12 protein-coding genes are annotated in these 12744 nt (G+C 59.7%); 6 read left to right on the plus strand and 6 right to left on the minus strand.

What is annotated here, in order from left to right; translation table 11 throughout:
• Positions 1-43: 43 nt before the first annotated feature.
• From T3A99_RS00435 to T3A99_RS00445, 3 genes are all read right to left on the minus strand, one after another.
• Positions 44-1702, minus strand: a complete 1659-nt coding sequence (locus T3A99_RS00435) for a cation acetate symporter (protein WP_047229598.1) — start codon at positions 1700-1702, stop codon at positions 44-46.
• On the minus strand, positions 1699-2010 hold the full coding sequence (locus T3A99_RS00440; protein ID WP_047229599.1) for a DUF485 domain-containing protein: 312 nt from the start codon (positions 2008-2010) through the stop codon (positions 1699-1701). Before T3A99_RS00440 ends, T3A99_RS00435 begins: the two co-directional genes overlap by 4 nt.
• Positions 2011-2327: 317 nt before the next feature.
• Entirely contained in the window at positions 2328-3179 is an 852-nt protein-coding gene (locus T3A99_RS00445; RefSeq protein WP_322833850.1) for a glycine betaine ABC transporter substrate-binding protein, read from the minus strand.
• Between the two features lie 440 nt (positions 3180-3619).
• On the opposite strand from T3A99_RS00445, the gene T3A99_RS00450 reads away from it, so the two are divergent.
• Together T3A99_RS00450 and T3A99_RS00455 are read left to right on the plus strand one after the other, a co-directional pair.
• A complete protein-coding gene (locus tag T3A99_RS00450; protein ID WP_160893106.1) occupies positions 3620-4918 on the plus strand; it encodes a serine/threonine protein kinase in 1299 nt (432 codons plus the stop codon).
• Positions 4911-5699 (plus strand): VacJ family lipoprotein, encoded by a 789-nt coding sequence (locus T3A99_RS00455; protein WP_076383809.1) that lies wholly within the window; start codon positions 4911-4913, stop codon positions 5697-5699. Before T3A99_RS00450 ends, T3A99_RS00455 begins: the two co-directional genes overlap by 8 nt.
• Positions 5700-5832: 133 nt before the next feature.
• On the opposite strand, the gene T3A99_RS00460 is transcribed toward T3A99_RS00455, so the two are convergent.
• Positions 5833-6747, minus strand: a complete 915-nt coding sequence (locus T3A99_RS00460) for a DUF808 domain-containing protein (RefSeq protein WP_322833851.1) — start codon at positions 6745-6747, stop codon at positions 5833-5835.
• 131 nt (positions 6748-6878) lie between these two features.
• On the opposite strand from T3A99_RS00460, the gene T3A99_RS00465 reads away from it, so the two are divergent.
• Positions 6879-7484 carry a TetR/AcrR family transcriptional regulator gene (locus tag T3A99_RS00465; RefSeq protein WP_188252411.1) on the plus strand — a complete coding sequence of 202 codons (606 nt, stop codon included), beginning with the start codon at positions 6879-6881 and terminating at the stop codon, positions 7482-7484.
• Between the two features lie 130 nt (positions 7485-7614).
• Here the strand turns inward: T3A99_RS00465 and T3A99_RS00470 are convergent, their stop codons facing one another.
• Together T3A99_RS00470 and T3A99_RS00475 are read right to left on the minus strand one after the other, a co-directional pair.
• On the minus strand, positions 7615-8073 hold the full coding sequence (locus tag T3A99_RS00470) for an REP-associated tyrosine transposase (protein WP_274091348.1): 459 nt from the start codon (positions 8071-8073) through the stop codon (positions 7615-7617).
• Between the two features lie 211 nt (positions 8074-8284).
• On the minus strand, positions 8285-8725 hold the full coding sequence (locus tag T3A99_RS00475; protein WP_322833852.1) for a heme-binding protein: 441 nt from the start codon (positions 8723-8725) through the stop codon (positions 8285-8287).
• Positions 8726-8991: 266 nt separating this feature from the next.
• On the opposite strand from T3A99_RS00475, the gene gcl reads away from it, so the two are divergent.
• The 3 genes from gcl (at position 8992) to T3A99_RS00490 (ending at position 12733) form a co-directional block, all read left to right on the plus strand.
• Complete coding sequence (gene gcl, locus T3A99_RS00480; protein ID WP_047229606.1) at positions 8992-10767, plus strand: glyoxylate carboligase; 1776 nt, start codon at positions 8992-8994, stop codon at positions 10765-10767.
• 137 nt (positions 10768-10904) lie between these two features.
• Entirely contained in the window at positions 10905-11687 is a 783-nt protein-coding gene (hyi, locus tag T3A99_RS00485) for a hydroxypyruvate isomerase (RefSeq protein WP_047229607.1), read from the plus strand.
• Positions 11688-11842: 155 nt separating this feature from the next.
• Positions 11843-12733, plus strand: coding sequence for a 2-hydroxy-3-oxopropionate reductase (locus tag T3A99_RS00490; protein WP_047229608.1), 891 nt, complete (start codon positions 11843-11845; stop codon positions 12731-12733).
• Positions 12734-12744: the final 11 nt, after the last annotated feature.

Here is a 12744-nt window from a genome sequence, read left to right on the forward strand (position 1 = left end):
CAGCCTCTCGACCGGGGTATTTCTTCAAGCACTTCTCGCTACATCAATGGTTAACCGCCCCACTCGCCCCCAGACCAGTCTGCGAACGCACAAACTGCGGGAAGAACAGTGCACGCTCGTTCACGCCTTCAGCCGACTTGTCGGTGACGGAGAAGAACCAGATGCCGACGAAGGCAATGGCCATCGAGAACAGCGCAGGGTATTCATACGGGAAGATCGCCTTCTCGTGCCCCAGGATCTGCACCCAGATGGTCGGACCGAGCACCATCAGGCCCACCGCACTGACCAGGCCCAGCCAGCCGCCGATCATGGCGCCACGGGTGGTCAGTTTCTTCCAGTACATCGAGAGCAGCAGTACCGGGAAGTTGCAGCTCGCCGCGATGGAGAACGCCAGGCCCACCATGAACGCGATGTTCTGCTTCTCGAACAGGATGCCCAGGCCGATCGCCAGCACCGCCAGGGCGATGGTGGTGATCTTCGACACGCGGATCTCATCCTTCTCGTTGGCTTTGCCTTTCTTGACGACACTGGCATACAGGTCATGGGACACCGCCGAGGCACCAGCCAGGGTCAGACCCGCCACTACCGCCAGGATGGTGGCAAAGGCTACGGCCGAGATGAAGCCCAGGAAGATGCTGCCACCCACCGCGTCAGCCAGGTGCACCGCCGCCATGTTGTTGCCACCCAGCAAGGCACCTGCCGCGTCCTTGAAGGCCGGGTTGGTGCTGACCAGCAGGATCGCGCCGAAGCCGATGATGAAGGTCAGGATGTAGAAGTAACCGATGAAGCCAGTGGCGTACAGCACGCTCTTGCGAGCTTCCTTGGCGTCACTCACGGTGAAGAAGCGCATCAGAATGTGCGGCAGGCCAGCGGTACCGAACATCAGCGCCAGACCCAGGGAGAACGCCGAGATCGGATCCTTGACCAGGCCACCAGGGCTCATGATCGCTTCACCCTTGGCGTGAACCTTGACCGCCTCGGAGAACAGCATGTTGAAGTCGAAGTTGACGTGCTTCATGACCATCAGCGCCATGAACGAAGCGCCCGACAGCAACAGCACCGCCTTGATGATCTGTACCCAGGTAGTGGCCAGCATGCCGCCGAACAGCACGTAGAGGCACATCAGGATACCGACCAGAATCACCGCAACGTGATAATCCAGGCCGAACAGCAGCTGGATCAGCTTACCGGCACCCACCATCTGCGCGATCAGGTAGAAAGCCACCACGACCAGCGAGCCGCTGGCAGACAAGGTGCGGATCTGGGTTTGCCCCAGGCGGTAGGACGCCACGTCGGCAAAGGTGTATTTACCCAGGTTACGCAGGCGCTCGGCGATCAGGAACAGAATGATCGGCCAGCCGACCAAAAAGCCGATGGAGTAGATCAGACCGTCGTAGCCAGACGTGAACACCAGCGCGGAAATCCCCAGGAAGGACGCCGCCGACATGTAGTCACCGGCAATCGCCAGGCCGTTCTGGAAACCGGTGATCCGCCCGCCCGCAGCATAGTAGTCGGCTGCCGAGTTGTTGCGCTTGGACGCCCAGTAGGTAATGCACAAGGTCGCGCCAACGAAAGCCACGAACATGACAATGGCCGAAACGTTAAGCGGTTGTTTCTGCACGGCACCGGTCAGGGCTTCAGCCGCCCAGGCCCCCGGTGCGAAAGCTGCGATGCTCAACAGAGCCATTAGACGCCGGATCATTGCTGAGCCTCCTTGAGAATCGCATTGTTCAGATCGTCGAACTCACCGTTGGCGCGTCGCACGTAGATACCGGTCAGGATGAAGGCCGAGACGATCAGGCCGACACCTATGGGGATACCCCAGGTAATGGTGGACTCGGGCGAAATCTTGGCCCCGAGAACATGCGGCCCGTAGGCAATCAGAAGAATGAAGCCTGAATACAACCCAAGCATGATCGCCGAGAGAATCCAGGCGAACTTTTCTCTTTTTCTCACCAGCTCCTTGAAGCGCGGGCTGTTTTGAATCGAGAGGTAAATGCTGTCGTTCATTGTTTTTATCCTCGCAGCACAGATTTAATTGGAACAGCTCTACTCTATGCGGCTGAAGGCCAGGTTCCAGACGACCTTAGTATTAGAACGACATGACGGTGCTGCCGGTTTCCCGCACACTTTCACAATTGCCCTCCTGTGGGAGCGAGCTTGCTCGCGATGGAGGCGCTACATTCAATATGGATGCAAGCAGATGTACCGCTATCGCGAGCAAGCTCGCTCCCACAAGGGGATTGTGGGGAATCCAGGAATTTCGGGCACAAAAAAACCGCATGACACACAGTCATGCGGCTTTCGGAACAGTCAGACCAAGTCGATTACTTGATCCACTCCGCCACGCGCTCCGGGTGTTTGGCAACCCAATCCTTGGCAGCGACGTCCGGCTTGGCGCCTTCCTGAATCGCCAGCATGACCTCGCCGATTTCGTCTTTCGAGTTCCACTGGAACTTCTTCAGGAACGCGACCACTTCCGGCGCCTTGGTGTCCAGCTCCTTGCTGCCGATGCTGTTCACGGTTTCAGCCGCGCCGTAAACGCCTTTCGGGTCTTCCAGGAAGCGCAGTTTCCACTTGGCGAACATCCAGTGCGGCACCCAACCGGTGACGGCGATGGATTCTTTTTTCTTCTCGGCACGGGTCAGCTCGGCAATCATGCCGGCGCCGGAACTGGCCTTGAGTTGATACCCGGTCAGGTCGTAATCCTTGATGGCCTGCTCGGTCTTGATCATGACACCTGAACCGGCGTCGATACCGACAATGCGGTTCTTGAAGCTGTCATCGGTCTTGAGGTCGGCCACGGACTGGGCCTTGACGTACTCCGGCACGATCAGGCCGATTTTTGCATCCTTGAAGTTCGGACCGTAGTCGACCACCTGATCCTTGTTCTTGGTCCAGTAGTCGCCATGGGTCACCGGCAGCCAGGCCGAGAGCATCGCGTCGAGTTTGCCAGTGGCTACGCCTTGCCACATGATCCCGGTCGCAACCGCTTGCAGCTTCACGTCATAGCCCAGTTTCTGCTTGATGACTTCGGCCGCCACATGGGTGGTCGCGACGCTGTCGGACCAGCCATCGACATAACCGATGCTCAGGGTTTTGGTTTCGGCGCTGGCCAGTGTGGAGCTGATCGCCAGTACCAGTGCGGCACCTGCGCCCAAGAGTCGTCGCATTCTCATCGTTACTTCCCCGAAAGTGCTGCGCCCGACGGATGCCGAGCGGCGTCAACGTATTGTTATGGTGCACAGCGCCCCCATCACGCTCGCCTGCAAAACCGGTTCGAACGTCAGTGGAGTACTGACTCGTTGATCATCAACCTGCGCCGATCTGGAACCTGCTCTGCCTGCGACGTTGAAGCAACGAGAAACGACATCAGAACGCCAGCTACCTGCCTGCGCCATTCGGGCCAACAAAAATGCTCTCCTGCCGGTCACGCCCGAATTCGGCAAACCGCCAGATATCTAGCCGCTACCACGCGTGAACGTGTATCTTCGCGCTACTATCGCGCCCCGTTTGTGCCTGTTTTGTGCTTGTTTTATGCCAATCATGGCACTTGGCTTCACTTCGGCGGTCATAGCCTGCGAACTTCAATCGGCATCTTCCTTTAAGGGATCCAGTCATGCTCCATTCCTTGCGCTTCGCTGCCCTCGCCGGTGGCCTTATTCTGAGTGCGTCCGCGCTGGCGGTGGACATCGATGCCGCCAGCTATGGCTACCCCTTGACCAACCCGTTCGAGGCGACCATCGCCACTACGCCACCGGACCTGCGCCCGGAACTGCCCCCGATCGAAGATATCGACCAGGCGGACCACAGCCTGACCCTGCGCCCGGAACGCGAGTTCATCCTGCCAGACAATTTCTGGCCGGTGAAAAGCCTCACCTACCGCATGGCGACCCAGGACAAGCCCGCGCCGCTGATCTTCCTGATCGCCGGCACCGGCGCGCGATACGACAGCAGCCTCAACGAATACCTCAAGCGCCTCTATTACAAGGCCGGTTACCACGTGGTGCAGCTGTCGTCGCCCACCAGCTTTGACTTCATGAGTGCCGCTTCGCGCTTCGCCACACCCGGCATCACCAAGGAAGACGCCGAAGACATGTACCGGGTGATGCAGGCCGTGCGCGCGCAGAACCCCAAGTTGCCCGTGACCGAGTATTACCTCACCGGCTACAGCCTCGGCGCCCTGGACGCGGCTTTCGTCGCGCATCTGGATGAAACCCGACGCAGCTTCAACTTCAAGAAAGTGCTGCTGCTCAACCCGCCGGTCAACCTCTACACCTCGATCACCAACCTGGACAAACTGGTCCAGACCGAGGTCAAGGGCATCAACAACACCACCACTTTTTATGAATTGGTGCTCAACAAGCTGACTCGTTACTTTCAGCAAAAAGGCTACATCGATCTCAACGATGCCCTGCTCTATGACTTCCAGCAGTCCAAGCAGCACCTGACCAACGAGCAGATGGCGATGCTGATCGGCACTTCGTTCCGCTTCTCGGCGGCCGACATTGCATTCACCTCGGACCTGATCAACCGTCGCGGCCTGATCATCCCGCCCAAATTCCCGATTACCGAAAGCACCAGCCTGACGCCGTTCCTCAAGCGCGCGTTGCAATGCGATTTCGACTGCTATCTCACCGAGCAGGTGATTCCGATGTGGCGCGCGCGCACCGACGGCGGCAGCCTGTTGCAACTGATCGATCAGGTCAGCCTTTATGCGCTCAAGGATTACCTGCACGACAGTCCGAAGATTGCCGTCATGCACAACGCCGACGACGTCATCCTCGGCCCGGGCGATCTGGGCTTCTTGCGCAAGACCTTTGGCGACCGCCTGACGGTTTACCCATTGGGCGGCCACTGCGGCAACCTAAACTACCGCGTCAACAGCGACGCCATGCTGGAGTTCTTCCGTGGCTAAATATCTCCTGCTTATCGCCGCGTTAATGAGTGCTGGCATGGTCCACGCCGATAACAGCAAGGCCAACGCGCCTGTGGTGGTGGACTCCGACGGTTTCAAGGAACCGTTGAGCAAGCTCAAGTTCAACCCCGGGCTGGACCAGCGCGAGTTCGAACGCTCGACCCTCAACGCCCTGAACGTCTATGACCCGCTGGAGTCCTGGAACCGCCGCGTTTACCACTTCAATTATCGATTCGATCAGTGGGTCTTCCTGCCAGTCGTCGATGGTTACCGTTACATCACGCCAGGTTTCCTGCGCACCGGGGTGAGCAACTTCTTCAATAACCTGGGGGACGTGCCGAACCTGATGAACAGCCTGCTGCAATTCAAGGGCAAGCGTTCGATGGAAACCACGGCACGCCTGCTGCTCAACACCACCGTCGGCATCGCCGGCCTGTGGGACCCGGCCACCGCCATGGGCCTGCCGCGCCAGAGCGAAGACTTCGGTCAGACCCTGGGCTTCTATGGCGTGCCCGGCGGCGCGTATTTCGTACTGCCGATCTTCGGCCCTTCGAACCTTCGCGACACCTCGGGATTGCTGGTGGACTACACGGCTGAATCGGCGATCAACTTCCTCAACGTTTCAGAAGTCAGCGGCAACCACCCGGAACTGCTGCTCCTGCGCGCCGTGGACAAGCGCCACCAGACCAGCTTCCGCTATGGCCAACTGAACTCGCCATTCGAATATGAGAAGGTGCGTTACGTGTATACCGAGTCGCGCAAGTTGCAGATTGCCGAGTAACTCCCGGCCACCCCAAAACCCACTGCGGGAGCGAGCCTGCTCGCGATGAGGGCCTGCCATTCAACATGTATGTTGGCTGGTAGACCGCTATCGCGAGCAGGCTCGCTCCCACAGTTGTCATGTGTTGTCAGATTCAGCTTTTCAGCGCTTTCCAGACCTTGCCCACCACCATCACTCCCGCCAACACCAGCGCCCCCGCCACAATCCCGGCCACCGCATTAAGCAGCAACGGCACGATGAACCCGGCGCCGCCAGCACTGGCCGTCACACCTTCGATCCAGTGATGCACCACCGGCACGCCATGGGTCAGGATGCCGCCGCCCACCAGGAACATCGCCGCCGTGCCGATCACCGACAGGCCTTTCATCATGTAGGGCGCGGCGCGCAGGATGGCGCCACCGACGCTCTTGGACCATTGCCCCGGCTTCTGCGTCAGCCACAACCCCAGGTCATCGAGCTTGACGATCCCGGCCACCAAACCATAGACGCCGACGGTCATGACGATGGCGATACCCGACAGCACGATCACCTGCTGGGTCAGCGGTGCATCAGCGACGGTGCCGAGGGTGATGGCGATGATTTCCGCCGAGAGGATGAAGTCGGTGCGTATCGCACCTTTGATCTTGTCCTTTTCGAAGGCCACTAGATCGACCGCCGGATTGGCCACGGCCTCGACCAGTTGCGCATGCTCGGCCTGGTCTTGCGCCTTGCTGTGAAGGAACTTGTGGGCCAGTTTCTCGAACCCTTCGAAGCACAGGTAGGCGCCCCCCACCATCAGCAGTGGCGTCACCAGCCAGGGCACGAAAGCGCTGATGGCCAACGCCGACGGCACCAGGATCAGTTTGTTGATGAACGACCCCTTGGCCACCGCCCAGACCACCGGTATTTCCCGCTCGGCACGCACGCCTGACACCTGCTGGGCATTGAGCGCCAGGTCATCGCCGAGCACGCCGGCGGTTTTCTTGGCGGCCATCTTGGTCATCAATGCAACATCGTCGAGCACTGTGGCGATATCGTCGATCAGTAACAGCAAACTGCTTCCGGCCATGGAGGAACTCCTTGAACAATAATGCTGCGCAGCATAGCGCGCCCGACGTGGCCGCGGGGCATTCTTGAGCGCTTCGCGAGGCCGGTGCTACCATGCGCAACCGCCAGAACAGGCAAGGAACCCCTGGGTTTATGAGCACTATCCGCGAGCGCAACAAAGAACTGATCCTGCGTGCCGCCAGCGAAGAGTTTGCCGACAAGGGCTTCGCGGCGACCAAAACCAGCGATATCGCGGCCAAGGCGGGCCTGCCAAAACCCAACGTCTACTACTATTTCAAATCCAAGGAAAACCTCTACCGCGAGGTGCTGGAAAGTATCATCGAGCCAATCCTCCAGGCCTCGACCCCGTTCAACGCCGACGGCGTGCCCGGCGAAGTGCTGAGCCACTACATCCGCTCCAAGATCCGCATCTCCCGCGACCTGCCCTTCGCCTCAAAAGTCTTCGCCAGCGAAATCATGCACGGCGCCCCGCACCTGAGCGCCGACCTGGTGGAACAACTCAACGCCCAGGCCCGGCACAACATCGACTGCATCCAGACCTGGATCGACCGCGGCCAGATCGCCCCCATCGACCCCAACCACCTGATGTTCAGCATCTGGGCCGCCACCCAGACCTATGCCGATTTCGACTGGCAGATCAGCGCCGTGACCGGCAAGGCGAAGCTGGATGAGGCGGATTACGAAGCGGCGGCGCAGACGATTATTCGGTTGGTGTTGAAAGGGTGTGAGCCAGGCTGATAGATCGAGTTGCCTTTATCGCGAGCAAGCTCGCTCCCACAGGTTTTGTTGTGAATATAGGTTCTGCTAGCAAACCTGAATCCCTTGTGGGAGCGAGCTTGCTCGCGATTGAAGACAACTCGATTTCAAGTCAAAGCCAAATGGCATCCCACAGCGGATAATCGCCAAGCCGCTTCACCAGACCTGCCCGCAACGGGTTAGCGACGACATAGCGCGCCATTATGATCAACTCTTCTTCCCGCCGCAGTGCGCGGTCATGGTATCCCGGTTGCCAAAGGCGACCTCTCTGCCCTGTGGATATGTTCACCGCCCGAGCACTCAAGGACTTGGTTTTTTGCATCAACTCATTCAACGGGCTTTGCCGCAATTCAATCAACCAATGGAAATGATCAGGCATGACCACCCAAGCCAGTGACTTCGCCCATCCCTCATCCTGGGCACACCGAAACTGTTCAACGACCAACCTGCCTAAAGCGAAATCCTGAAAAATCGGCTTTCGCTCAGCCGTGTTAGAGGTCAATAAATAGATTCGATTCAACTCACCGTAGCGGCCAGTACGCAAGCGATGTGAAGCAGGTAAATCAGGCATTCCTTCGCCTCTCCAATGATCAGGTCATCAAAGGCTAGATCAGTGGATTTTGAATACCGGGCAGACTCTTGGCTGGATGTGTCTGGGAGGTCATCATCGCGAGCAAGCTCGCTCCCACACAGGGTTTGCGGTGTTCAGACATTATGTGTCCAACATCAAACCCTGTGGGAGCGAGCTTGCTCGCGATGACGCCAGTCCATTCACCACAAAATCAAGCAACCACCCCGACATCCGCCCTCAACTGCAGCGCCTCCACCGCCCTGACCGCCACCTGCTCATCCACATCCGAAACATCCCCACTGACACCAATCGCCCCCAGCACCCTCCCCTCCTGATCCCTGATCAACACCCCACCCGGGGCCGGTACGACGCTGCCCTGCCCCAACCCATTCAAAGCGGCAAAGAACGCCGGGCGTTGTTGGGCGTCCTGGGCGAGCAAGCGTGAGCCCTTGCCCAGGGCGATGGCGCCCCAGGCCTTGCCAATGGCGATCTGCGGGCGAAGCAGGCTCGCGCCGTCTTCGCGTTGCAAGGCAATCAGATGGCCGCCGCTGTCCAGGACCGCAATGGTCAGCGGTGCAGCGCTGATTTCACGGCCTGCGGCAAGGGCTTGCCCCGTCAGGTTGACGGCGACTTTCAAGGTTAAAGCGCTCATAGGTGCTGTCCTTTTTTTGTTGTGGGAAGCGTTCCTGGCATTGCCATCAGCAGTACCAGACGCAAACAATAGAACACAATGATAATATTTTTTGTATACAATAAATCCAACAACGTAACCTTATCGACGAAAAGCCACAGCATTTACGGCCTTCCGACGAATGAAACAGGTGCTTGAGGAAATGGATTGACCTGCGCCGTCCGCCGTGAATACACTCAGCGCAAAGCCACTTGTATACAATTACAAAACGTAAGAGGCACAAAATCATGAGCAAAATGAGAGCAATCGAAGCCGCCGTTCTGGTGATGCGCCGTGAAGGCGTGGACACCGCCTTCGGCATCCCGGGTGCCGCGATCAACCCGCTGTACTCTGCCCTGCAAAAGGTGGGTGGCATCGATCATGTCCTCGCTCGCCACGTTGAAGGCGCCTCCCACATGGCCGAGGGCTACACCCGCACCAAGGCCGGTAACATTGGCGTGTGCATCGGCACCTCGGGGCCGGCGGGGACCGACATGGTGACGGGGCTCTACAGCGCTTCGGCCGACTCGATCCCGATCCTGTGCATCACCGGCCAAGCGCCCCGCGCCCGCCTGCACAAGGAAGATTTCCAGGCTGTGGATATCACCAGCATCGTCAAACCGGTGACCAAGTGGGCCACCACCGTTCTGGAACCGGGCCAGGTGCCGTACGCTTTCCAGAAAGCCTTCTTTGAGATGCGCTCCGGTCGCCCGGGCCCGGTGTTGATCGACCTGCCGTTCGACGTGCAGATGGCCGAGATCGAATTCGACATCGACGCCTACCAACCGCTGCCCCTGGCCAAACCCGCCGCCAACCGCGTGCAGATCGAAAAGGCCCTGGCCATGCTCGATCAGGCCGAGCGCCCCTTGCTGGTGGCCGGCGGCGGGATCATCAACGCCGATGCCAGCGAGCTACTGGTGGAGTTCGCTGAACTGACCGGCATCCCAGTCATCCCTACCTTGATGGGCTGGGGCACCATCCCTGACGATCACCCGCTGATGGTCGGCATGGTCGGCCTGCAAACCTCCCACCGCTATGGCAATGCGACGCTGCTCAAATCGGACGTGGTGCTGGGTATCGGCAACCGCTGGGCTAACCGCCACACCGGTTCGGTGGATGTCTACACCGAAGGCCGCACCTTCATTCATGTGGACATCGAGCCGACCCAGATCGGCCGTGTGTTTACCCCCGACCTGGGCATCGTGTCCGACGCCGCTTCGGCACTGACGGCGTTCATCGAAGTCGCCCGCGAATGGCAAGCCGCCGGCAAACTGAAAAACCGCAGCGCCTGGCTGCAGGACTGCCAGCAGCGCAAGGCCAGCCTGCAGCGCAAGACCCACTTCGACAACGTGCCGGTCAAACCCCAGCGTGTGTACGAAGAAATGAACCAGGTCTTCGGCAAGGACACCTGCTACGTCAGCACCATCGGGCTGTCGCAGATCGCCGGGGCGCAGTTCCTGCACGTCTACAAACCGCGCCACTGGATCAACTGCGGCCAGGCCGGCCCGTTGGGCTGGACCATTCCGGCGGCACTGGGGGTGGTCAAGGCCGACCCGAGCCGCAAGGTCGTGGCGCTGTCGGGCGACTATGACTTCCAGTTCATGATCGAAGAGCTGGCGGTAGGCGCGCAGTTCAAGCTGCCGTACATCCACGTGGTGGTGAACAACTCCTACCTGGGGTTGATCCGCCAGGCCCAGCGCGGGTTCGACATGGACTATTGCGTGCAACTGTCCTTCGACAACCTCAACGCCCCGGAACTCAACGGTTATGGCGTGGACCACGTCGCCGTGGCCGAGGGCCTGGGTTGCAAGGCGCTGCGGGTGTTCGAACCGTCCGGCATCCAGCCGGCGCTGCGCAAGGCCCAGGAGTTGATCGAGGAGTTCAAGGTGCCGGTGATCGTCGAGATCATCCTGGAACGGGTGACCAACATTTCCATGGGCACCGAGATCAACGCAGTCAACGAATTCGAAGACCTGGCGCTGGTGGGCAACGATGCGCCGACAGCGATTTCGTTGCTCGATTGAATGCCGACGCACTCCTGTGGGAGCGAGCTTGCTCGCGATGACGGCGCTACATTCAACATGGATGCAAGCAGACACACCGCTATCGCGAGCAAGCTCGCTCCCACAGGGGGCCTGCCAACTATTTATAGGAGACCACCATGCCGCGTTTTGCAGCCAACCTGTCCATGCTGTTCACCGAGCAGGATTTCCTCGCCCGTTTCGAAGCGGCCGCCAAGGCCGGTTTCACGGGTGTCGAATACCTGTTCCCTTATGACTACAGCTCCGCCGAGCTCAAGGCGCTGCTCCAGGCCAATGGCCTGACCCAGGTGTTGTTCAACCTGCCGGCCGGCGACTGGGCCAAGGGCGAGCGCGGCATTGCCTGTCTGCCGGACCGGGTTGAAGAGTTCCGCTCGGGCGTTGACCTGGCGATCGCTTATGCCCAGGTGCTGGGCAACACCCAGGTCAACTGCCTGGCCGGCATTTGTCCGCAGAACTGCGACAAGGCCCTGGTGGAGAAAACCTTCGTCGCCAACCTGAAATACGCTGCCGAGAAGCTGCAGGCCAAAGGCATCAAGCTGGTGATGGAAGCCATCAACACCCGCGACATTCCCGGTTTCTACTTGAACAACACCGCCCAGGCCCTGTCGATCCGCGAGCAGGTGGGCAGCGCCAACCTGTTCCTGCAATACGACATCTACCACATGCAAATCATGGAAGGCGACCTGGCCCGGACCCTGTCGGCGCACCTGGGTCAGATCAACCATGTGCAACTGGCGGACAACCCGGGACGCAACGAGCCGGGAACCGGCGAGATCAACTACCGCTTCCTGTTCGAACACTTGGACCGCATCGGTTACCAGGGCTGGGTCGGCTGCGAATACAAGCCGCTGACCAGCACGGAAGCGGGTCTGGGGTGGCTGAAAAGCCATAACGCAGTCTGACCCAAAAAATCCCCTGTGGGAGCGAGCCTGCTCGCGATAGCTGTAGTCCAGCCAACCTATTCGTTGAATGTGAAACCGACATCGCGAGCAGGCTCGCTCCCACAGGAAAGCAGTCTCATTTGCTGAAGCAGTAATAAAAACAAGAGGATTTTCTCATGGCTAAAATCGGATTCATCGGCACCGGCATCATGGGCCACCCCATGGCAATGAACCTGCAAAAGGCCGGGCACAGTCTGTTCCTGAGCCAGCACCACGACCCGGCCCCCGCCGATCTGCTGGCCGGCGGCGCGGTGGCGCTGGCCAACCCGAAGGAAGTCGCCCAGGAAGCCGAGTTCATCATCGTCATGGTCCCGGACACCCCGCAGGTCGATGACGTGCTGTTTCGCGCCGATGGCGTCGCGGCGGGCGTGGGCACGGGCAAGGTGGTCATCGACATGAGCTCGATCTCCCCCACCGCCACCAAGGCGTTCGCGGCCAGGATCAATGAAAAAGGTGCGCAATACCTCGATGCCCCCGTGTCCGGTGGTGAAGTCGGCGCCAAGGCCGCCACACTGAGCATCATGGTCGGCGGCGACAGCGGCGCTTTCGAGCGCGCCCTGCCGCTGTTCCAGGCCATGGGCAAGAACATCACCCTGGTGGGTGGCAACGGCGACGGCCAGACCGCGAAAGTGGCGAACCAGATCATCGTCGCGCTGAACATCCAGGCCGTGGCCGAAGCCCTGCTGTTCGCCGCGAAAAACGGCGCCGATCCGGCCAAGGTTCGCGAAGCGTTGATGGGCGGTTTTGCCTCTTCGAAGATCCTGGAAGTACACGGCGAGCGCATGATCAAGGGCACCTTCGATCCGGGCTTCCGCATCAGCCTGCACCAGAAGGACCTGAACCTGGCCCTGCAAGGCGCCAAGGAGCTGAACATCAACCTGCCCAACACCGCCAACGCCCAGCAAGTTTTCAGCACCTGCGCGGCCATCGGCGGCAGCAACTGGGATCACTCGGCGTTGATCAAGGGGTTGGAGCACATGGCGAATTTCTCGATTCGCGACAAGTAAACCTGCACTAA

The sequence above is a fragment of the Pseudomonas sp. N-137 genome (assembly GCF_034555295.1).
GTDB classification, from domain to species: domain Bacteria; phylum Pseudomonadota; class Gammaproteobacteria; order Pseudomonadales; family Pseudomonadaceae; genus Aquipseudomonas; species Aquipseudomonas rhizophila.